Genomic DNA, 21768 nt, shown 5'->3' on the forward strand with positions numbered 1-21768 from the left:
CGTTGCCGCGCCGGAATCGGCGGATCGGGGCGGCGGGGCCTTGCGCGCGCCGACCCGAACCTGTCCACTCGCGCCCAACGACACATCCGGATCGGACACGAATCCGCCGGGGTCACAGGGAGATGCGTCATGGTGGGTACGTCGCGGACGGGCGCGTTGCTGCTGGGCTGCCGCCGGCTCCTGCGGGCAGGACCGGCCCTCCTACTGGCCGGGCTGGCGCTCGCCTCCCCCGTCCGGGCCGACGACGCCAAGGTGCGGATCAGCCGGCAGCCGGGCTTCGTCTACCTGCCCGCCGTCCTCGCCGAGCAGCACAAGCTGATCGAGAAGCACGCCAAGGCCGCCGGCCTCGGGGACGTCGCGGTGGAGTGGGTCAACCTGACGAGCGGCGCCGCCGGCAACGACGCGCTGCTCTCGGGCAATATCGACATCGTCGACAGCGGCTCCACCAACATGCTGCTGCTCAACGACCGGACGCGGGGCGACGTGAAGGGCCTGTGCGGCGTCGGCACCACGCCGATGCTGCTGCTCACCCGCAACCCGGACGTGAAGACCCTCGGCGACTTCTCCGGCAAGGACAAGATCGCCCTGCCCTCCGTGAAGGTCTCCTCGCAGGCGGTGCTGCTCCAGATCGCCGCCAAGAAGGCCTTCGGGCCCGAGAACGCCACCAAGCTCGACCCGCTCACCGTCCAGCTCGGCCATCCCGACGCGGTGGCGGCGCTGGCGAGCCCGCACAACGAGATCAACAGCCACTTCTCGCTGCCGCCGTTCCAGCAGCGCGAGCTGCAGGATCCGGCGATCCACACGGTGCTGAACTCCTTCGAACTCGTCGGCGAGCCGGTGAGCAACGCGATCCTCTACGCCCGGACCGGCTGGTACACCCGAAACCCCAAGCTCGCCGCCGCCATCGTGGCTGCGATCGACGAGGCCAATGCCGCGATCGCCCGGGACCCGCTCCAGGCCGCCAAGGATTACGTCGCGGCCACCAACGAGAAGACGCCCCCCGAGACCCTGGTCGCGATCATGAAGGAGCCGGGCACGAACTTCTCCACCACCCCCTACGGGATCATGCTCCAGGCCCGGCACTTCTACGCGATGAAGACCATCAAGGCCGAGCCCAAGGACTGGAAGGACACGTTCTTCCCGATCGTCCACAACCTGCCGGGGAAGTAGCCCCCGGCGTCGCATCGGCCCGTCAATGCGCCTCCACCGGCCCGGCGGCGCGCTGGGGCTTCTTGAGGATCGCCACCACGGCGAGGCTCGCCACGAGGCTCACCCCCACCAGCCAGAACCCGTCCGCGTAGGCCATGACGGTGGCCTCGCGGCGGACCTGTTGCGCCAGCATGCCCAGAGCCGCGCCCTTGGCGGCCAGCGGGTCGGCGATGCGGGCGTGCATCCCGGCGGCGAGCGCCGCGAGCCGGTCCTGGGTGCGGGTCGCGTTGACGGTGATCGCCTCCGCCAGCACCGAGAAGTGGAAGTGCTCACGCCGGTCGATCATGGTCGACAGCAGGGCGATGCCGATCGAGCCGCCGAGGTTGCGCATCATGTTGGACAGCGCCGAGGCGTCGGCGGTGTCGCGCGGGCCGAGGCCCACGGTGGAGAGCTGCGAGAGCGGGATCGTGAAAAGCGGCTGGCCGATGGCCCGCATGAGCTGCGGCAGGATCAGCTGGTCGGCGCCGACATCGTGGGTCAGGCCGACATTGATCCAGCAGCTCGCGATGAAGAACAGCGTCCCGGTGACCACGAGCAGCCGGGCGTCGACGGCGCGCATGAGCAGGGGCATCATCGGGAACAGGACCAGCTGCGGCAGGCCCGACCACATCACCACGGTGCCGATCTGCTCGGCATTGTAGCCCTGGATCTGCGCGCAATAGACCGGGATGATGTAGATCGACCCGAACGACACCGCGCCCAGCACGGTCATCAGCACGCAGGCGCCCCCGACCGAGCGGTTGGCCAGGACCCGCAGGTTGATGAAGGGCTTGGCCGCCGTCAGCTCGCGGACGATGAAGCCGGTGATCCCGGCGACGGCCAGCCAGCTCGCCTCGACGATCACGGGCGAGCCGAACCAGTCCTTGCGCTGCCCCTCCTCCAGCACGAAGGTCAGGGCCGGCAGCCCGGTCGCCATCAGGCCGATGCCGATCCAGTCGCCCTTGAGCAACTCGCCCCAGCGGGCGGGCGCGGCCTCGAAGGCGCCGAGCTGGATCGCCGCGGCGATCGGCCCGAAGATCAGGTTCAGGTAGAAGATATAGTGCCAGGACAGGTTGTCGGTGAGCCAGCCGCCCACCGTCGGGCCAATGGCCGGCGCGAAGGTCGCCGTCAGGCCGAACAGCGCGATGCCCACCGCCTGCTGGCTCTTCGGCAGCCGCGTGCGCACGATCACGATGGCGGTGGGGATCAGCACGCCGCCGGTGAAGCCCTGGCCCGCCCGGAACAGGATCATCTGGCTCAAGCTGGTCGAGAGCGCGCAGGCCAGCGAGAAGGCGGTGAACAGCAGGGTGTTCACCGCGAGGTAGCGGCGCAGGCCGATCACCGAGGACAGCCAGCCGGTGAGCGGGATCACGATGATCTCGGCCATCAGGTAGGCGGTGGAGATCCAGCTCCCCTCCTCGGTGGAGGCGCCGAGCGCCCCCTGGATGTCGGCGAGCGAGGCGTTGGTGATCTGGATGTCGAGGATCGCCGTGAAGGCGCCGAGGATCGCGCCGAACACGGCGAGCCAGTCCCGGGCGCTCGCCTTTGCCTCGGGCCCGGCCACGGCCGGCACGGGGCTCATCGGGGCAGGGCCTCGCTGACCAGCGCCGGGGCGGGCTTCGGCCTGCGGCGGGCGGGATCCACCGGCTCCACCGGGTCGGCGGTGTGGACCGTCGCCTCCACCGACAGGCCGGGGCGCAGGCGGCCGACGAGCGGGTCGGCGGGATCGAGGGCGACGCGCACGGGCACGCGCTGCACCACCTTGGTGAAGTTGCCGGTGGCGTTCTCCGGGGGCAGCAGCGCGAATTGCGAGCCGGTGCCCGGGGAGAAGCTCTCGATCCGGCCCTCGAATGCATGGTCGCCGAAGGCGTCGACCGTGACGGTGACGCGCTGGCCCTCGACCATGTGCCCGGTCTGGGTCTCCTTGAAGTTCGCCACGAGGTAGATGTCGCGGCCCATCGGCACGAGGGTCAGGAGCCCGGTGCCGGGGGAGACCACCTGCCCGATCCGCAGCGCCCGGTCGCCGGCCACGCCGTCGATCGGCGCCAGGATGGTGGCGTAGCTGAGGTCGAGCTTCACCCCCTCGACCTTCGCCCGCGCCCCTTCGAGGCTCGCCCGGGTGCTGGCCTCCAGGGCCTTCAGGCTGTCGATCTGCTTCTGCGCGGCGTCGAGCGCGGCGGCGGCCTTGTCGCGGGCGGCGTGGCGCTGGCGCAGGTCGGCATCCGCCTGCTGCTGGCGCTGCACCGTGCCGGAGCCGGTCTGCAGCAGGTTCTGGTAGCGGGTGTATTCCTGCTGCGCGAAGGTCAGCGCGGCCTCGGCATTGGCGAGGTCGGCCCGCGACGAGGCGACCTGCGCCTGCTGCTGGATGATCGCGGATGCGACGCCCAGGACCTGCGCCTTGTCCTTCTCGACCTCGGCCTCGGCCTGCTTGAGCTGGACCCGGTAGGACCGGTCGTCGAGGCGGGCGATGACGTCCCCGGCCTTGACCGGCTGGTTGTCGCCGACCCGCACCTCCGCGACGGTGCCGGCGATGCGCGGGGCCACCGTCACCTTGTCGGACTGGAGATAGGCGTCGTCGGTCACCTCGAGGAAGCGGCCGACGGTCCACCAGTGCCAGCCGTAGGTTCCGGCGCCGCCCAGCGCGAGAACTCCGAGGAGGGGCAGCACGATCCGCGCGCGGCGGCGACGCGACGCCGATGCGGAGGCCGGCGCAGGGACCTGGGCCGGGGTCTGGGTCTGGGTCTGGGCCGGGACCTGGGCCGGGACCTGGGCCGCGGCGGCGACCGGGGCGGGCGCCGGGGCACCCGCGACCGGGTCGGCACTCTTGAAGCTGTCGCTGCGACGTGCGTCCATCGGGTCTGGCCAGAATCAAAACGGTACGGTATCGTTTTGATAATGCGCGGGACGGCTTCGGGCAAGGAGAATCGCGGGTGACGGTCACGGAGATCGCGGGAGCGGAGGCGGGACAGCGGCGGGGCGGCCGGCCGACGCGCGCGGAGGCGGTCCGGCGCGAGGCGCACCTGATCGCCGTGGCGACCACCCTGTTCCTGGAGCGCGGCTTCGACGCCACCTCCATCGACGCGGTGGCCGAGGCCGCCGGGATGAGCAAGCCGACGGTCTATGCCCGCTACCGCGACAAGCGGGCCCTGTTCGAGGCGGTCCTGCGCGAGCGGATCGCCGCGTGGCTGGCGCCGCTCTCCGCCGCCGCCGAGGCCCAGGCCGCGCAGGGCGGGAGCGACGACGTCGAGACCGCCCTGCAGGATCTCAGCCGCACCCTGCTGGCCCACGGGCAGTCGCCGGGGGCGGCCATGCTCAAGCGCAACCTCGTGGCCCAGGCCCTGCAGTTTCCCGAACTGGCGCGGCTGGCCCACGAGGAGGGCTGGCTGCGGGGCGTGCGCGCCGTGGCGCAGCTGCTCGACGCCTTCGCCCGGCGCGGCCGGATCGCCGTGGCGGATCCCGAGATCGCGGCCGACCTGTTCCTCAGCCTCGTCCTGGGCCGGTCGTCCCAGGCGGCCCTCTACGGCATCGCCACCGATCCGGAGACGCAGGAGCGGCGGCGGCAGGCGGCGGTGCGGCTGTTCCTCGACGGGGTGCGGCCGCGCTGAGGGGCGGCCGGTCGTCCCGGCCCCCGGTGAATCCGCAGGCGGGCTCTCCGAACCGCCGAACCCGTGATTGCGCCCCTCCCCGCCCGGGCCTATAGTGCCTCATCCCCATTCGACAGCGTGAGACGGGACATCCGGATCGGTCATCCGGAGCCCGCGGCCCGATGCCCGGCCCCCGTCCCGCCAGGCCGGAGCACGAGAGACATGTCCCAGGGTCCGCTGATGCCCAAGGCGACCGCCGTCTGGCTGGTCGAGAACACCTCGCTGGCCTTCGAGCAGATCGCCGATTTCTGCAAGCTGCACCCGCTGGAGGTGAAGGGCATCGCCGACGGCGAGGTCGCGGCCGGCATCAAGGGGCTCGACCCGGTCTCCACCGGCCAGCTCACCCGCGACGAGATCGAGAAGGCCCAGAAGGCGCCGCACTACAAGCTGAAGCCGGCCGTCTCGAAGGTGAAGCTGCCGGAGGTGAAGCGCACCACCAAGGGCCCGCGCTACACCCCCCTCTCCCGCCGCCAGGACCGGCCGAACGCCATCCTGTGGCTGCTGCGCAACCACCCGGAGCTGAAGGATTCGCAGATCATCCGGCTGGTGGGCACCACCAAGTCGACGATCCAGCAGATCCGCGAGCGCACCCACTGGAACTCGGGCTCGCTCCAGCCGATGGACCCGGTGACCCTCGGGCTCACCACCCAGATCAACCTCGACTTCGAGGTCCAGCGCGCGGCGGCCGACCGCCCGGCCGCGGTGGCGGCCGAATCCGGCGCCTCGCTGCTGCCGACGGAGGTCTCCACGGCCCGCGAGGCGGACGAGCGGGAGCACGCGGACGATCACGGCGGCCGCGAGGAGCGGCTCGATGCCGATTCGGTCTTCGCCAAGCTCAAGGGCCGGCACCACGACGAGGACGACGAGGACTAGGACCGGCCTCCGCCCTGCCCCCTGGGCCGGGCGGGCCCATGGCGGCCTGTGCAGGATCCGGCCCCCGCTCCACCGGAGTCGGGGGCCGCTTTGCGTCTGGCCGGGCCCGGGACCGCCGGCCGCCGGCGGGGCGGGACCCGGGATCGATCTATTCCGGCAGCGGCCGGCCCCGCGTCTCCGGCATGAACCACGGCACCACGAGGCCGATCACGTAGACGCTCGACAGGGTCAGAGCCGCCGCGGCGACGCCCCCGAAGGCGGTCACGATCTGCCCGGCGAGGATCGGGAAGATCCAGGCGATCAGCCGCGCGCCGTTGAAGACCACGCTCGCCGCCGTCGCCCGCACCGCCGGGGTGAACAGCTCCGCGAGGTAGATCGCCATCCACGAGAAGGCGAAGCCCAGGGTGAAGAACCCGTTCAGGAAGGCGAGCCCCATGAACGGCACCAGCCCGCCGGTCCAGAGGTAGCAGGCGAGCGACGTGACGATGCAGCCGACATAGGTGACGAGCAGGAAGGCGCGGCGGCCGATCGCGTCGGCCACGAAGCCCGAGATCACGTAGGCGGTGATCGCCCCGACATTGTAGATGATGCCCATGCGCGGGCCCCAGAGGTTGGCCGGCTCGCCCGCGGCCTTGGCCAGCCCCTCCGTGTAGGCCGGCAGCCAGGACGAGACCGCCCACCAGCCCACCGTGGTGGCGAACGACATGGCGGTGGCCAGCAGCACCCGCCGCCGGCTCTCCGGCTCCCGAAAGATCTCCGCCAGGGTGAAGGGGCGTTGCGCGGCCCGCGGGGCGTGGCCGGCATCCTCCGCGGTGGCGGCCCAGCGCTGCGCCTTGAGCGCCTGCATCCACTGCTCGGATTCCTCCAGCGCCCGCCGCAGGTACAGGCAGACGAAGGCCGGCAGGGCACCCAGCGCGAACAGGATCCGCCAGGATTCCGGGCCCAGGGGCTCGGTGGCCGCGAGCACAGCCCACACGATGGCGGCCAGCACCGCGCCGCCGCCGAAGCCCGATTGCAGGAAGCCGCAGCCCTTCGGCCGGGCCCGGTTCGGCCAGGTCTCGGCCACCAGGGCGATGCCGGTGGACCATTCCGAGCCGATGGCGAGCCCCGTGATGAACCGCAGGATCGCGAGCTGCGTGAAGCTCCCGGCGAAGGCGGTCAGCCCGGTGAAGACCGCGTAGCCGAGGATCGAGATCATCATCATGCGCTTGCGGCCGATATAGTCGGCCGCGATCCCGCCCATGAGGCCGCCGATCCCCCAGCCGAGCAGCGTGATGCCGATGGCGAGCCCCACGTAGGAGGCCGGCGCCTGAGCCTGCTCGGGGGTGAGGATCGAGGCCAGCGCCGGACGCAGGGCGTAGACCAGGGCCACCGCCTCGTAGCCGTCGAAGATCCAGCCGAGATAGCTGCCCCACAGGATCCGCCAGTGGCGCCGGGTGAGACCCGCGTACCACGGAGCGCTGGCCGCCTCGCGTAAGCCCACCTCGCCCGCGCCCATCGTCCGTTCCTCCCGCCCGGGACGCGTCGGCGGCGCCCGCCCCGCCCTGATAGGTCGGTTGTGGCATCGGGTCGACCACATCCGGGTAGCCGATCCGGCGCCCCGGCGATCACGATCGCATCACGCCTGCACCGCGGGGGCGGACGCGATGCGGGGCTCAGCGCGCGGCGTCGAAGGCCGCGAGGAAGGCCGCGAGGTTGTCCGGCAGGGCCGCGCAGAGGTAGCCGCCCTCCTGCACCAGGGCCGTGGGCAGCCCGGCCCGGGCGATCCGCTCCGCGGCCCCGACGAAACCCGCCCGGGTCACCGCGAGGGCGCCGATCGGGTCGTCCGCGGCGGCGTCGAGGCCCAGCGCCACCACGAGGGCCCGGGGCCGGTGCGCGGCGACAGCCGCGAGACCCGCCTCCAGGGCCTCGAGCCAGGGCGCGTCCCCCGAGCCCGGCGGCAGCGGCAGGTTGCGGTTGAACCCCGCCCCCGCCCCGGTCCCGGTCTCGTCGGCGTAGCCGGCGAAGAACGGGAAGTAGTCGGACGGGTCGGCATGGACCGAGACCGTCAGCACGTCGGCGCGGGCGTAGAAGATCCCCTGCGTGCCGTTGCCGTGATGGACGTCGATGTCGAGGATCGCCACCGGGCCGCCGGTGGCGGCGCGCATCCGCTCGGCCGCGATGGCGCTGTTGTTGAGGAAGCAGAAGCCGCCGGCGGACTCCGCATAGGCGTGGTGGCCGGGCGGGCGGCACAGGGCGTAGGCGTGCCCCGCCGCGAGGGCCGCGTCGGCGGCCGCGACCGCGCATTGCGCCGACCCGTAGACCGCCGCCCAGGTGCCGGCGCGGATCGGCGTCGAGGTGTCGGCGGTGTAGAGGCCCAGCCGCCCGAGGAGGCCGGCGGGCCTCCGGTGCATCTGCGGCCGGGCGAAGGATCCGGTCAGGATCTCGTCGCCGATGTCGGGGATCTCGCCCCGGCGCGCCCAGGCCTCGGCCAGGAACGCCACGTAGTCCGGATCGTGCACCGCCCGGATCGGGTCGAGGCCGTGATCGGCCGGTTCGCCGAGGTCGTGGCCGCCCCGCAGGGCCGCGTCGCGCAGGATCGCGTAGCGGGCGGCCTGCTCGGGATGCGGGATCGGCGTGCCGCGCCGCAGGTAGCGTTCGGGATCGTGCCGGCCTGAATCGGGCGTGTGGAAGATGCGCATGCCGGAAGGTTAGGGGCTTCCGGGGGATGCGTCATCCGCCCGGCCCGCGCTCAGATGAGGTAGACGGTGCCGTCCGCGCGGAACACCTTGGGGCATTTCGCCCCGTCGACCAGGCGCCGGGCCGCGTCCAGGGAGATCCGGCGGGCCAGGGCGATCTCCGGCAGCGTCTTCCAGGTCGTGGTCATGGTGCGGCTCCGTCCGTGATCCGTGCGAGTCCGCGATCAACGGCGCAGACGAGCCCGGGTTCACCGATGGCGTCAGGAGCGCCTCGGGGCTGCTGACGCGCCATCCCGCCGGGGCCGGCGACGGGGCGGCGACCTCGCGGAGCAGGGTCGGCACCCGCGCCCAGGGTTCGGTGACCGGCCCCGCATTCGGCCGCACCCCCGCCCGGTTCTGCCCGCCGGCGACGCGGATGTCCGGGAAGCGCGCGCAGAAGGCCTCCACGCAGGCCGGGTCGAAGTGGCGGCCGCTGTCGGCGCGGATGCAGTCCAGGGCCGCGTCGAAGGGCAGCGCAGCCTTGTAGGGCCGCGCGGTGGTCAGGGCGTCGAACACGTCCGCCACCGCGACGATCCGGGCCGAGAGGGGAATCGCGGCGCCGACGAGCCCGTGCGGGTAGCCGCCGCCGTCCCATTTCTCATGGTGAAACTCGGCGATCTCGGCGGCCAGCCGGATCAGTTCGGAGGCGCTCCCGCCCAGGATGCGCCGGCCGATCGCCGGATGCGTCTTGATCAGGTCGAACTCGTCCCGGTCGAGCCGGCCGGGCTTGAGCAGGACGCCGTCCGGGATGCCGACCTTGCCGACATCGTGCAGGGGCGCCGCGAGATAGAGGTTGCGGCAGACATCCGGCGCCAGCCCGAGCCCCTCGGCGACGATCTGGCTGTAGCGGGCCACCCGCCATGTGTGATCGCCGGTGTCGTTGTCGCGGTACTCGACCGCCAGCGCCAGGCGGAAGATGATCTCCTCCTCGCGCTCGCGCATGTGGCGCAGGGCGGCCTCCACCGCGCCGTCGAGCCAAGCCGCCTGCTCGGCGAGCCGCCGCACCGCCCGGGCGAGCCGGATCATGTTGCGCAGCCGGACGGTGAGTTCGACGCCCTGCATGGACTTGTCGAGGAAATCGGTCGCCCCCGCCTCCAGGGCGGCGAGCCGCACCGCGTCCGAGATGTCGCTCGTGATCATCACGATCGGCACCTGCGCGTAATGCGGGATGGTCCGCATCTGCCGGATGAAGGCGATCCCGTCGATGCCGGGCATGTGGCAGTCGACCAGGACGATATCGAAGGCCCGCATCCGCGCCTCGACCATCGCGGCGACCGGGTCGCCGTAATCGGTGACGGACATGTCGGGCTTGGCCTCCAGCAGGCGGCGGAGGCGCATCCGCATGGTGGCGCTGTCGTCGACGAGGAGCGCGTCCATCAGCGGTGCCCAGACCGGTTCGCGGGCGTATCGGAGCCGGAGCGCCGCAGGCGATCGCGGGACGGCCGGTCGATCCCATGTTCTGACGCAGAAGCCATCGTCGCGAAGCCTTGCAAGACTATTCGATGATCATTGAGACATGCGGCGTTAACGTCCGGTAAATCTGAATTGAAACAGGATTGCTGATATTTGTAGAATTATTGACTTTTGCGGGGGCCATATTTGGATTGTTCCGAAATTGACCCGGATTTTCTAAGTCGATAGACCGGTGAAATCGCGCGCTATACCGTGTCGGATACCTCGGGACTGGTCCGTCTCTGCCCGGGACCGGCGCGCCCGGCCGTTCCTGCAGCGCCCCCTGGGCTCGGGCTCGGGCCGATGCCGGGGCGCGGCCGGTGGGAATTCCTGACAGACGGGCGGCCGCCCGCTACCGTGGCCCGGCGACGGCCGGGGCCGTCGACGCGCGACCGGGCCAGGGCCGGGCCGGGCCAGGCCAGGGCAGGTCCAGGGCCGGTTCCGGGCTGCGCCGGTGCAGATGGCGTGTCGGGAGGCGCCTGCGCGATGATGCGGTTCGATCTCACCGATCTCGGCCTGTTCCGGCACGTGGTCGAGGCCGGTTCGATCACCCACGGGGCCGCGCGGGCGAACCTCGCCCTGGCGGCCGCCTCGACGCGGATCCGGCTGATGGAGGAGTCCCTCGGCGCGGCGCTGCTGACCCGGGGCCGGCAGGGCGTCAGCCCGACCCCGGCCGGGCGCGCCCTCCTCGTCCACGCCCGGGAGGTCCTGGCCGGGGTGGAGCGGTTGCGCGAGGAGATGGCGGCCTTCTCGGGGAGCGCCTTCGGCCAGATCCGGGTGCTGGCCAACACCAACGCGCTGACCGAGTTCCTGCCGGACGCGCTCTCGGCCTTCCTGGCCGATCACCCCGGGATCGGCGTCGAGATCGACGAGCGCACCTCCGAGGAGATCGTCGGGCTGGTGGCCGAGGGGGCGGCCGATCTCGGCATCCTGTCCGGCACGGTGGATACCGGCTCGCTGCGGACCTTCCCGTTCCGGGAGGACCGGTTCGTGCTGGTGGCGGCCCGGGATCACCCCCTGGCGGCGCGCGGGACGATCCCGTTCGCCGAGCTGCTCGGCCACGACCTCGTCGGCCTCGACCGGCGCAGCGCCATCAGCCGGTTCCTCGTCGCCCAGGCGGTGCGGGAGGGGCGGCCGATGCGCCTGCGGGTGCAGCTGCGGGACTTCGACGCCGTCTGCCGGCTCGTCGAGGCACGGGTCGGGCTGGCGGTCCTTCCCGAGAGCGCCGCCGCCCGCGCCGCCCAGGGCCTCGCCCTGGCGGTGGTGCCCCTCGCCGATTCCTGGGCGCGGCGCGACCTGACCCTGTGCCTGCGCGACCTCGACGGGCTGCCGCCGTTCATCCGGGCCTTCGTGGCACAGCTGCGCGCCTGAGCGTCGCCCGGCCTCCGCCCCGGGCCCGAGGCGGGGAGACCGCAGAGCACCGCGATGGTCGCGGACATGATGCGCGTCGTCCGCGGGCTCGATCCGCATAGGGTTTCCGATGGGGCCGCCGTTCCGTCCGGTCATGAGGCGCGACGGGTCGGTGGTGATCGGCGACGCCGTCGAGGCCGCCGGCCTGCGACGCCCGCAGCCTGCGCGCCAGCCTCTACGCCCGCGGCCTCGCGGTGGAGACCGGCGCCCTCTGGCGGGCCCGGCGCCTGCGCAACCGCGTCGCCCGCACGGCGATCCGTCTCGCCGATGCCCCCGGGCCCGCGGCGTCCCTGGCGCTCGGCCTGGGGGAGCGTTTGGCGCGCCCTGACGCGGCGGCGTCAGCGCCAGCGCTCCTCCGTGCAGGCCAGCACGTAGACGACGTGCATGCAGCGGGCCTGGGCGGCCTGCGAGGTCGCGTCGCTCATGCACGCCCGCATCCCGGCGGAGAGCAGCCCGCGATCGACGTCCTGATCCCGGGCGCAGGTGAAGATGGGCTGGAAGCCTTCGAACCGGCTCACCTGCCAGAAGATGACCACGAACGCGAGCAGACAGAACGCGCAGACCAGGAGCCGGTTGTCGTAGAACCAGTGTCTCCGATCGGCCTCTGCGGTGTTGCGCGCGCTCATCCCGTCACCGGGGGCGCCGACAGGATCGCGGTCTGGGCCACCTGTGTCCTCCGCAGCGGATCGCCCGCGCCATCTCGCCGAATCCCTCAGCCGCGCCAGCCGCGCCCACCGGGAGGGAACCGTCAGTCGATCACCTCCACGATGCGGCGCGTGCGCGGCTCGACGAGCACCGGATGGCCGTTGACGATCGTGTAGCTGTACTCCGGCAAAGCGAACTCGCGCGGGACATCGTAATACACGACGCCCTCTTCCGGTAGCACGGTTCCGACCCGAACGGGGCCCGCGAGGGCGACGGACGGGCGGCGCTCGCCGAGGGCGTAGATGCGGAATCGCTCCCGCCGGTCGACGCCGAGGATGCCGTTGGCCGTGCCCACGGCGGCACCGATCGCGCCGCCGACGATCGCCCCGAGGGGGCCCGCCATCTCCTCGCCGCGCGAGGCGCCCTCCTGGGCGCCGCGCTCCAAGCCTTGCGCCTGCGCGATGGCGGGGAGGCCCAGCGTGGCCAGGAGCGCAAGGGGAGCCGCGATCCGCATGGGTGTCGTCCTGGTCGGTGGCATGGACCTTCAGGCCTGCGCCTGAGGGGGCGGGAGCATCCCGGCCACGGCAGGTTACGCCAGAAAGGCTGCCGATCGGTTGCGGCCCGCCGCACGCCGTCCGCAAGGGGGCCGCATCGGGCGCCGGCCCCCTCTTCCGGCCCCCTCTTCACGCTCGGCGTGACGGTTCGGCTCTCGGTCGGCTCTCGGGATGCGGGCGGAGCCGCGGCATTGCCCCGGCCCGCCCATGGTTTAGCCTCCCGCTGATTCCGCCGGAGAGGACAGGGCATGTCGATCGAGACCGTGGAGACCGCCGGCCGGCGCCGGGGCGCCGACCTCCTGGTGGAGGTGCTGCGCTCGGAGGGGGTGCGCTACATCTTCGGCAATCCCGGCACCACCGAATTGCCGCTCATCGACGCGCTCACCGAGGCGCCGGACATCGCCTACATCCTCGCCCTGCAGGAGGCGACCGCGGTGGCGATGGCGGACGGCTACGCGCAGGGCGCCCGGCGGCCCGCCTTCCTCAACCTGCACACGGCGGGCGGCCTCGGCCACGCCATGGGCGGGCTCGTGAATTCCCAGGTCTCCGGCACGCCGCTGGTGGTCACCGCCGGGCAGCAGGATCTCCGCCACGCGCTGACCGACCCGCTGCTGATGGGCGACCTCGTGGCCATCGCCGACCCGGTGATGAAGTGGGCCCGGGAGGTGACGAGCCCGGACCAGATCCCGATCCTGCTGCGCCGGGCCTTCCACGATGCCGCCGCCGCCCCGTCCGGCCCGGTCTTCCTGTCCCTGCCCATGGACGTGATGGAGGCGATGAGCGCCGTACCGGCGGGCGAGACCTCGACCATCGACCAGCGGGCGGTGGCGGGTTCCCTCGACCGGCTGGCGGACAAGCTCGCCGCCATCGCGCCCGGCCGCCTCGCCCTGATCGCCGGCGACGAGATCGACGCCTCGGACGCCTCGGCCCAGATGGTCGCGCTCGCCGACCTGCTGGCGGCGCCTGTCTACGGCTCGTCCTGGCCGGCCCACATCCCCTTTCCCACCGCGCACCCGCTCTGGGCCGGGAACCTGCCGACCCGGGCCGACGCCATCGCCGCCATCCTCGGGCGCTACGACGCGGTGTTCGCGCTGGGCGGCAAGTCGCTGATCACCGTGCTCTACTCGGAGGTCTCGGCGGTGCCGCCGGGGGTGCAGGTCTTCCAGCTCTCGGCCGACGTGCGCGACCTCGGGCGCACCTATGCCACGAGCCTCTCGACCGTGGGCGACATCCGCGCCTCACTGGACGCCCTGCTGCCGCTGCTCCGCCCCCGCCTCGCCGACCGGGCCGAGGCCTTCGCGCAGCTGCGCGCCCAGGCGGTGACCGCCCGGGCCGAGCGGCGGGCGACGCTCGCCGCCGCGGCGGATGCGGCCTTCGAGGATCCGGTGATCGCGCCGCTGGTCGCCGCCCGGGAGGTGGCCCGCGCGGTCGGGGCCGAGACCACCATCGTGGACGAGGCGCCCGCGACGCTCACGCACCTGCGCACCTTCCTCGACAGCCCGTCGGCCCATCAATACGCGGCGATGCGCGGCGGCGTCCTCGGCTGGGGCATGCCGGCCGCGGTGGGGTTTTCCTTGGGGCTCGACCGGGCGCCCGTGGTCTGCGTCGTGGGTGACGGGGCCGCGATGTACTCGCCCCAGGCCCTCTGGACCGCCGCGCACGAAAAACTTCCGGTCACCTTCGTGGTGATCAACAACGCCGAGTACAACATCCTCAAGACCTTCATGAAGGGCCAGGCGCACTACGCCTCGGTGCGGGCCAACCGCTTCATCGCCATGGACCTCACCGACCCGCGCATCGATTTTCCGGCCCTGGCCGCCTCGATGGGGGTCCCCGCGCAGCGCGTGACCCGGGCCGCCGACATCGCCCCGGCGATCGAGGCCGGGATCCGGTCGGGAGGGACCAACCTCGTGGAGGTGGTGGTGCGGGCGACGTGAGGGGCCGCCCCTCCGCCGGCCTCCGAGGGGCGCGGCCTGAGGGCCGTCGCGGCGTTCGGACACAGAGGCTGCCGAGGAACACGGACGTCCGGCCCGGGCTGCCCTAGGGATCGGTTTGACCGGGCGGGATCTCAGCCATGTGGTACCTCTACGGTTTCGCGCTGCTGGCCGGCGTGGCCAACGCCGTCCAGGCCGGACAGAACGGGACGCTGTCGAAGGGGCTGGCCGAATCGCTGGTCGCCGGCCTCGTGGTCGCCGCCGGGACCGCGAGTTGCATCCTCGCGGTGGGGCTCATCTCCGGGAGGCTCGTCTGGCCGACGGCCGCGCAAGCCCTCGGGATGCCCTGGTGGGCGTGGTTCGGCGGGGTCCTGGGCGGAGGCATCATTCTGGCGCAGTTCGTCGTGGCCCGCCAGATCGGGGCCGCCCCGTTCCTGGGCCTCCTCGTCACGGCCGGGGTCGCCACATCGATCGTGCTGGACAATTTCGGGTGGGTCGGCTTCGAGCGCCACCCCGCCAGTCTCTGGCGCATCCTCGGCGGCGTGCTGATGATCGCCGGCGTCGCCCTCGTCGCGCTGTTCTAGGGGCAAAACCGGGCCGGCCGATCACATCGACCGGCCGCCCCGCGGGCTTACCCCAGCCCCGGCACCGGTATCCCGAAGGCCGCCGCCAGCAGGACCATGTTGAGGGCGAGCACCACGGCCGCCCCCGCGACGGCCGCCGCCTGGGTGAGCGGCCCGTTGGCGAAGGGGCCCATCACGCTCCGGCGGCGGGTGAACACCACCAGCGCCACCATCGGCACCGGCAGGGCCAGCGACAGCACCACCTGGGACAGGACCAGCGCCCGGGTCGGATCGACGCCGATCGCCACCACCACGAAGGCGGGCAGCATGGTCACGAGCCGGCGCACGAGGAGCGGGATGCGCCAGCCGGTGAAGCCCTGCATCACCAGCTGGCCGGCGAGCGTCCCCACCACCGAGGAGGAGATCCCGGAGGCGAGCAGCGACACCAGGAAGGCCGCCCCGGCCGCGGGGCCGAGCAGCGGCGTCAGGGTCCGGTAGGCCTCGCCGATCTCGGCGACCCCGCTGTGGCCGGCATGGAAGGCCGCCGCCGCCATGATCACCATCGCCATGTTGACGAGGCCCGCGAGCAGCAGCGCCACCACCACCTCGCGGTTGGAGTAGCGCACCAGAAGGCGCCGGTCGGCCTCGTTCCGCGGGCTGCCGCGCCCCTGGGTCAGGCCGGAATGCAGGAACAGGGCGTGCGGCATCACGGTGGCGCCGATGATCCCCACCGCGATGGTGAGCGCCTCCGCGTCCGGGATCCGCGGGGTGACGAGGCCCTTCGCGGCCTCGCCCCAGGCCACCGGGGCGATCAGCAGCTCGATCGCGTAGCAGAGGCCGATCGTGCCGACCATCGCCCCGATGGCGATCTCCAGGGGCCGGAAGCCCTCGTGCTCCAGGAGCAGGATCGCGTAGGTGACGATCGCGGTGATCGCCATCCCGGCCATCAGCGGCATGCCGGTGAGCAGCGACAGGCCGATGGCGCCGCCGAGGAACTCCGCGAGGTCGGTGGCCATCGCGGCGACCTCGCTGATGCCCCACAGGGTGAGGCGCACCGGCCGCGACGTCGCGTCCCGGCAATGCTCGGCGAGGTTCTTGCCGGTCACGATGCCGAGCTTGGCCGACAGGGCCTGGAACAGCATCGCCGTGAAGTTGGCGAGCAGCACCACCCAGAGCAGCCCGTAGCCGTAGCGGGCGCCGGCCTGGATGTTGGTGGCGAAGTTGCCGGGGTCCATGTAGGCGATCGACGCCGTCACGGCCGGACCCGCGAACAGCAGGAACCGGCCCCGTCCAGCCGCTCGCCCTTCGAGGACGTCGCGGATGGCGCTCTCCGTCCGCCGGCTCATCGCCCCGGGCGGGGCGCCCCCGGGGGCCGTCCCGGCGTTCGGCGCCACCATGCTCACCCTCTCCTCAAAGATATAGCTCGGGCTATATTCAGGGCTGCGGCCGCGGGATTCAAGGGGTTTTCTGCGTGCCGCGTGGGACTCCCCTCCGGCCGCCGGTTTTTGCTAGACAGGGGCGGGGCGGCGTGTGCGTGCCGAGAGGGAGAGCCGATGCAGGAACCGTCCGAGCCGGGCTCGCCCGAGACCGCGCTGGTCGATCCCGAGCGGCACGTGGAGAGCTTCCGGCAGGCCCGCGAGGCGCGGCGGTCCGAGCTGGTCGAGGATTACGTCGAGCTGATCGACGACCTGATCGGCGACGGCGGCGAGGCGCGCCAAGTGGACATCGCGGCCCGCCTCGGCGTGGCGCAGCCCACCGTCGCCAAGATGCTCAAGCGTCTGTGCGAGGACGGGTTCGTCCAGCAGCGGCCCTATCGCGGCGTGTTCCTGACCGAGGCCGGCCGCCGGCTCGCCGCCCAGGCGCGGGAGCGCCACCGGATCGTCGAACGCTTCCTGTGCGCGCTGGGGGTGAGCCCCGAGACCGCCCGGCGGGACGCGGAGGGGATCGAGCACCATGTCAGCGCCGAGACCCTGGCGGCGTTCCGCGCCTTCGCGGAACGTCACGGGGGGACGTGAGGCGCCCGTCCGTCCGCCCTGCCCTCACACCGTCGGCGCAGGCACCTTCTGGCGCAGGCCCAGGATCACCGCCCGGAGCATCTCGGCGCCCGCCTCACCGGCATCCGGCAGGATGCCGGTGCGGGAGGCGTAGATCCGCTCGTGCACGAAGGCGAGCTTGGCGATCACCGTCGGCGTCAGCTTGAACGGGTAGAGCGCCGGCTGGCCCATGCTGTGGGAGAGCGAATTGATCGCGTAGGTCAGCGGCAGCCACGCCGCGATCAGCCGGTCGAGATCCTGGGTGTTGTAGGGGTCGAAGTCGATCACGGTCGGTGCCGCCTGCCCGTGGCGCAGGCGCGGGCGCACGTGCAGCTCGAAGGTCGAGGCGGTCTCCACCGTGTCGACGATGTGCAGGTAATGCGCAAAGGTCTCGGCGAAGTCCTCCCAGGGATGCGCCGTGGCGTAGGCCGACACGTAGGCCTCGTCCCAGTCGGTGGGCGCGCCCCGCGCGTAATGGTTCTGCAGCGCCTGGACGTAGTTCAGGCGCTCGTCGCCGAACAGCGCCCGGAAGGCCCCCATGGTGGGGCTGTTCATCACCAGCAGGTACCAGAAGTAATGCCCGATCTCGTGCCGGAAATGGCCGAGCAGGGTGCGGTAATGCTCGCCGAACAGGATCCGGCGGCGCTCCCGCTCGACATCGTCGGCCTCGGCGATGTTCATGGTGATCAGGCCGTTGATGTGCCCCGTCAGCACCGGCATTCCGCCGGAGAAGCTCTCGGACGGATCGGCCAGGAAGTCGAAGGCCAGCCCGTCCGTGTACTGGGCGCGGGTGGCGAGCGGCAGGTCCAGGCGCAGCAGCGAATAGAACAGCCTGCGCTTGGCGGCCTCGATCTGGCGCCAGCGGGTGAGGTTCCAGGTCTGCGACAGATCCGGCACCACGCGGTTGTGGCGGCAGGCGGTGCAGTAGATGTCGGGGCTGTCCTCCGGCACCAGCCAGTTGCAGGCCTCCGAAACGGCGTTGTTGCACACGCGGTAGCGCCGTCCGGGATCCGCGTAGGCGTGAAAGACCTGCGCGCCGCCCATCAGCGGGTGCGCCGAGGCCCCCTGCGGCTCCAGGGCCGAGACCTCGTGGACCACGCACGTATAGCCCAGCTGCCGCGCGCAGCTCTCGCAGGCGGTCGCCTCGAAGGTGACCGGCTGGTCGCAGGCCTGGCACTGGAAGATCTTCATCGCGCGGTCCCGGGCCGGCACCCGGCCCACCTGCCGGTCAAAGCGGGGCCAGGCGGCAAAGTTCCGGCCAGAGGTTCGGAGGCCTGGGCGCCGCCGCACGGAAATTGCTTGTGTCTCGGTTCGTGTCGCATAACCGCGCGGTGGGGGGCGATGGTCGACCCGCCGTGACGTCCGGAACCGGCGCCGAGGCCGGATTCGATCCTTCAGACGGAGCCATCGTGTCGATCAAAGCCGCCCTGCACCACGTCACGCATTACCGCTACGACCGGCCGATCAGCCTGGGCCCCCAGGTGATCCGCCTGCGCCCGGCCCCGCACGCGCGCACCAAGGTTCCGGCCTACGCGCTCACAGTGACGCCCGCCAACCACTTCCTGAACTGGCAGCAGGATCCGAGCGGCAACTGGCTCGCCCGCCTCGTCTTCCCGGAGAAGACCGACGAGCTGAAGATCGAGGTCGACCTCACCGCCGACCTGGCGGTGATCAACCCGTTCGACTTCTTCGTCGAGGATTACGCCCAGACCCACCCCTTCGCGTACGACCCGGACCTCGCCGAGGAGCTGGCCCCCTACCGCGCGCCGGTGGATGCGGATGGCCCCGAGATGGCGGCGCTGCTCGCCCGGCTCCCCGCGGAACCCAGCACCGTGCAGTTCCTGGTGGCGCTCAACGCCCAGATCGCCCGGGAGACCGCCTACGGCGTGCGCATGGAGCCCGGCGTCCAGACGCCCGCCGAGACCCTGCGCCTCAAGAGCGGCTCCTGCCGGGATTCGGCGTGGCTGCTCGTGCAGGTGCTGCGCCGGATCGGGTTCGCCGCCCGGTTCGTCTCCGGCTACCTGATCCAGCTCGTGCCCGACACCGTCGCGGTCGACGGCCCCACCGGCACCGCGTCGGACTTCACCGACCTGCATGCCTGGGCCGAGGTCTACCTGCCGGGCGCCGGCTGGATCGGCATGGACGCGACCTCGGGTCTGCTCACCGGCGAGGGCCATATCCCGCTCGCGGCGACGCCGCATTACCGCTCGGCCGCGCCGATCTCGGGGGCGGTCGAACCGGCCAAGACCGAGTTCGGCTTCGCAATGAGCATCACCCGCGTCGCCGAGACGCCGCGGATCACCAAGCCGTTCTCGGACGCGGTCTGGGCGTCCATGGACGCGCTCGGCGAGCGGATCGATGCCGACCTCGCCGCGCAGGACGTGCGCCTGACCATGGGCGGCGAGCCGACCTTCGTCTCGGTGGACGATTTCGAATCGCCCGAATGGAACATCGCCGCGGTCGGCCCGACCAAGCGGGGGCTCGCCGACACGCTGATCCGGCGCCTGCGCGACCGGTTCGGCCCGGGGGGGCTGCTGCATTACGGCCAGGGCAAGTGGTATCCCGGCGAGAGCCTGCCCCGCTGGGCCTTCGCCCTGTACTGGCGCAAGGACGGCCAGCCGATCTGGCGGGATCCGGACCTGATCGCCCCCGAGGCGGCCGCAGGCCAGGCGGGCGAAGCCACGATCGCGCAGGCCAAGGCCCTCGCCGACGCGCTGGCCCGCCGCCTCGGCCTCGCCGACTACGTCATCCCGGCCTTCGAGGACAGCGAGGTCTGGGAGAAGAAGGCCGCCGAACTGCCGGTCAACGTCACGCCCGCCGCGGCCCGGTCCGGCTCCGTGGAGTTCGACGCCCGGATCAGGCGGGTCTACGAGCGGGGCTTGGCTGAGGCCGCGGGCTACGTCCTGCCGCTGGCGAGCCTGCCCACCGGCAGGGACGGCGATGCCGACCGGGTCTGGATCTCGGAAGCCTGGGACTTCCGGCGCGGCGCCGCCTTCCTGGTGCCGGGCGACTCGCCGGTGGGCTTCCGCCTGCCCCTGTCGTCCCTGCCCTACGTGCCGCCGGAGCACTATCCCTACTACCAGCCGCAGGACCCCCTGGAGTCGCGCCCGCCCCTCACCGACGGGCGTCCCGGCGCGACCACCGTCAACGGTTCAGGGATCACCGGCGTCGCGGTGCGCACGGCGCTCTCGATCGAGCCCCGCGACGGGGTGGTGCGGGTGTTCATGCCGCCGGTGCAGCGCGCCGACGAGTATCTCGAACTCGCCGGCCACCTGGAGGCGGCCGCCGCCGAGCTGAACCTGCCGATCCAGCTGGAAGGCTACGAGCCGCCCTACGACCCGCGGATCGGCGTGATCAAGGTCACCCCCGATCCGGGCGTGATCGAGGTCAACGTCCACCCGGCCGCCTCCTGGCGGGAGGCGGTCGCCATCACCACCGACTTGTATGCCGAGGCGAGGCAAACCCGGCTCGGCGCGGAAAAATTCATGACCGACGGGCGCCACACCGGCACCGGCGGCGGCAACCACGTGGTCATGGGCGGCGTCACGCCGGACGATTCGCCGTTCCTGCGCCGGCCCGACCTGCTCAAGAGCCTCGTGCTCTACTGGCAGCGCCACCCGGCGCTCTCGTACCTGTTCTCGGGCCTCTACATCGGCCCGACGAGCCAGGCCCCCCGCATGGACGAGGCGCGCCACGACGGGCTCTACGAACTGGAGATCGCGCTCGCCCAGATCCCCGCTCCCGACGCGCCCAACATCCCGCGCTGGCTCGTCGACCGGGTGTTCCGCAACATCCTCGTGGACGTCACCGGCAACACCCACCGGGCCGAGATCTGCATCGACAAGCTCTACTCGCCGGACGGGCCCACCGGGCGCCTCGGCCTGCTGGAGTTCCGGGCCTTCGAGATGCCGCCGGACGCCCGGATGAGCCTTGCGCAGCAGCTCCTGCTCCGCGCCCTCGTGGCCTGGCTGTGGCGGGAGCCGCAGACCGGCGGCTGTGTCCGCTGGGGCACGAACCTCCACGATCGGTTCATGCTGCCGCATTTCCTCTGGTCCGACTTCCTCTCGGTGCTGGAGGATCTCCGGGCGGCGGGGTACGCTTTCGATCCGGTCGCCTTCGAGGCGCAGGCCCTGTTCCGGTTCCCGGTCTTCGGCACGGTCGAGCAGGGCGGGGTCCGGATGGAGCTGCGCCAGGCGCTGGAGCCCTGGCACGTGATGGGCGAGGAAGGGACCAGCGGGGGCACCGTGCGCTTCGTCGACAGCTCGGTCGAGCGGCTGCAGGTCAAGGTCGAGGGCTTCGTGCCCGAGCGGCACGTTATTGCCTGCAACGGCCGCCGGCTGCCCATGACCGGCACCGGCCGCGGCGGCGAGGCCGTGGCGGGCCTGCGCTTCAAGGCGTGGCAGCCGGCCTCCTCGCTGCATCCGACGATCCCGGCCCACTCGCCGCTCACCTTCGACATCCTCGATGCCTGGAACGGGCGCTCGCTCGGCGGCTGCCGCTACCACGTCGCCCATCCGGGCGGCCGCAACTACGAGACCCATCCGGTGAACGCCTACGAGGCGGAGGGGCGCCGCCTCGCCCGGTTCCAGCCGCACGGCCATACCCCCGGCCGGATCGACATGCCCCGGCCGGAATCGAGCGCCGAGTTCCCCCTCACCCTCGACCTGCGGATGCCGGCCCCGCAATGATCCGCGATGTCCACACATCTGGGTCGGACACGGACGCGGACGACAGAGCGCGACGCGCCCCCTCTCC

Annotated in this window: 16 protein-coding genes and 1 pseudogene; 8 read left to right on the plus strand and 9 right to left on the minus strand. The window is 72.1% G+C overall.

All coding sequences use genetic code 11. The features are described from left to right. The first annotated feature begins 129 nt into the window (after nucleotides 1-129). Nucleotides 130-1170: an ABC transporter substrate-binding protein gene (locus ABIC70_RS04370; RefSeq protein WP_111474019.1), complete on the plus strand. Its 1041-nt coding sequence runs from the start codon at nucleotides 130-132 to the stop codon at nucleotides 1168-1170. A gap of 22 nt (nucleotides 1171-1192) precedes the next feature. Here ABIC70_RS04370 and ABIC70_RS04375 read toward each other — a convergent pair whose 3' ends face one another. Together ABIC70_RS04375 and ABIC70_RS04380 are read right to left on the minus strand one after the other, a co-directional pair. After that, entirely contained in the window at nucleotides 1193-2770 is a 1578-nt protein-coding gene (locus ABIC70_RS04375) for a DHA2 family efflux MFS transporter permease subunit (RefSeq protein ID WP_043357661.1), read from the minus strand. Then, complete coding sequence (locus tag ABIC70_RS04380; protein ID WP_354438976.1) at nucleotides 2767-4041, minus strand: HlyD family secretion protein; 1275 nt, start codon at nucleotides 4039-4041, stop codon at nucleotides 2767-2769. Before ABIC70_RS04380 ends, ABIC70_RS04375 begins: the two co-directional genes overlap by 4 nt. A gap of 77 nt (nucleotides 4042-4118) precedes the next feature. Here ABIC70_RS04380 and ABIC70_RS04385 point away from each other — a divergent pair, with 77 nt between their 5' ends. Together ABIC70_RS04385 and ABIC70_RS04390 are read left to right on the plus strand one after the other, a co-directional pair. After that, nucleotides 4119-4793, plus strand: a complete 675-nt coding sequence (locus tag ABIC70_RS04385; protein ID WP_051044827.1) for a TetR/AcrR family transcriptional regulator — start codon at nucleotides 4119-4121, stop codon at nucleotides 4791-4793. Between the two features lie 201 nt (nucleotides 4794-4994). Further along, the gene (locus tag ABIC70_RS04390) at nucleotides 4995-5705 is read left to right on the plus strand and encodes a DUF1013 domain-containing protein (RefSeq protein ID WP_043352024.1); all 711 of its coding nucleotides are present in this window, start codon (nucleotides 4995-4997) and stop codon (nucleotides 5703-5705) included. 148 nt (nucleotides 5706-5853) lie between these two features. Here the strand turns inward: ABIC70_RS04390 and ABIC70_RS04395 are convergent, their stop codons facing one another. The 3 genes and pseudogenes from ABIC70_RS04395 to ABIC70_RS04405 all read right to left on the minus strand — a co-directional run. Then, a complete protein-coding gene (locus ABIC70_RS04395; RefSeq protein WP_179698601.1) occupies nucleotides 5854-7203 on the minus strand; it encodes an MFS transporter in 1350 nt (449 codons plus the stop codon). A 157-nt stretch (nucleotides 7204-7360) separates the two neighbouring features. Then, nucleotides 7361-8386, minus strand: coding sequence for a histone deacetylase family protein (locus tag ABIC70_RS04400; protein ID WP_179698602.1), 1026 nt, complete (start codon nucleotides 8384-8386; stop codon nucleotides 7361-7363). Between the two features lie 312 nt (nucleotides 8387-8698). Next, a pseudogene (locus tag ABIC70_RS04405) lies at nucleotides 8699-9799 on the minus strand (HD domain-containing phosphohydrolase); the annotation flags it as partial. A 561-nt stretch (nucleotides 9800-10360) separates the two neighbouring features. Here ABIC70_RS04405 and ABIC70_RS04410 point away from each other — a divergent pair. Further along, complete coding sequence (locus tag ABIC70_RS04410) at nucleotides 10361-11245, plus strand: LysR family transcriptional regulator (RefSeq protein WP_081948571.1); 885 nt, start codon at nucleotides 10361-10363, stop codon at nucleotides 11243-11245. Between the two features lie 377 nt (nucleotides 11246-11622). Here ABIC70_RS04410 and ABIC70_RS04415 read toward each other — a convergent pair whose 3' ends face one another. Together ABIC70_RS04415 and ABIC70_RS04420 are read right to left on the minus strand one after the other, a co-directional pair. After that, entirely contained in the window at nucleotides 11623-11910 is a 288-nt protein-coding gene (locus ABIC70_RS04415; protein WP_043356965.1) for a hypothetical protein, read from the minus strand. 122 nt (nucleotides 11911-12032) lie between these two features. Continuing rightward, a complete protein-coding gene (locus tag ABIC70_RS04420; protein WP_043356963.1) occupies nucleotides 12033-12443 on the minus strand; it encodes a DUF1236 domain-containing protein in 411 nt (136 codons plus the stop codon). A gap of 288 nt (nucleotides 12444-12731) precedes the next feature. Here ABIC70_RS04420 and ABIC70_RS04425 point away from each other — a divergent pair, with 288 nt between their 5' ends. Both ABIC70_RS04425 and ABIC70_RS04430 read left to right on the plus strand, forming a co-directional pair. Then, nucleotides 12732-14420 carry a thiamine pyrophosphate-binding protein gene (locus tag ABIC70_RS04425; RefSeq protein WP_043756766.1) on the plus strand — a complete coding sequence of 563 codons (1689 nt, stop codon included), beginning with the start codon at nucleotides 12732-12734 and terminating at the stop codon, nucleotides 14418-14420. A 137-nt stretch (nucleotides 14421-14557) separates the two neighbouring features. Beyond that, on the plus strand, nucleotides 14558-15001 hold the full coding sequence (locus ABIC70_RS04430) for a DMT family transporter (protein ID WP_354438982.1): 444 nt from the start codon (nucleotides 14558-14560) through the stop codon (nucleotides 14999-15001). A 47-nt stretch (nucleotides 15002-15048) separates the two neighbouring features. Here ABIC70_RS04430 and ABIC70_RS04435 read toward each other — a convergent pair whose 3' ends face one another. Further along, on the minus strand, nucleotides 15049-16377 hold the full coding sequence (locus ABIC70_RS04435) for an Nramp family divalent metal transporter (protein ID WP_354438984.1): 1329 nt from the start codon (nucleotides 16375-16377) through the stop codon (nucleotides 15049-15051). A 156-nt stretch (nucleotides 16378-16533) separates the two neighbouring features. Here ABIC70_RS04435 and mntR point away from each other — a divergent pair, with 156 nt between their 5' ends. Beyond that, nucleotides 16534-16995 carry a manganese-binding transcriptional regulator MntR gene (mntR, locus tag ABIC70_RS04440; protein WP_053608232.1) on the plus strand — a complete coding sequence of 154 codons (462 nt, stop codon included), beginning with the start codon at nucleotides 16534-16536 and terminating at the stop codon, nucleotides 16993-16995. A gap of 24 nt (nucleotides 16996-17019) precedes the next feature. Here the strand turns inward: mntR and ABIC70_RS04445 are convergent, their stop codons facing one another. After that, the gene (locus ABIC70_RS04445) at nucleotides 17020-18204 is read right to left on the minus strand and encodes a zinc-binding metallopeptidase family protein (RefSeq protein ID WP_354438985.1); all 1185 of its coding nucleotides are present in this window, start codon (nucleotides 18202-18204) and stop codon (nucleotides 17020-17022) included. 218 nt (nucleotides 18205-18422) lie between these two features. On the opposite strand from ABIC70_RS04445, the gene ABIC70_RS04450 reads away from it, so the two are divergent. Further along, nucleotides 18423-21701, plus strand: a complete 3279-nt coding sequence (locus ABIC70_RS04450) for a transglutaminase family protein (RefSeq protein ID WP_274927532.1) — start codon at nucleotides 18423-18425, stop codon at nucleotides 21699-21701. The last annotated feature ends 67 nt before the right edge of the window (nucleotides 21702-21768 follow it).

The sequence above is a fragment of the Methylobacterium sp. 1973 genome (assembly GCF_040545035.1).
GTDB lineage: Bacteria > Pseudomonadota > Alphaproteobacteria > Rhizobiales > Beijerinckiaceae > Methylobacterium > Methylobacterium fujisawaense.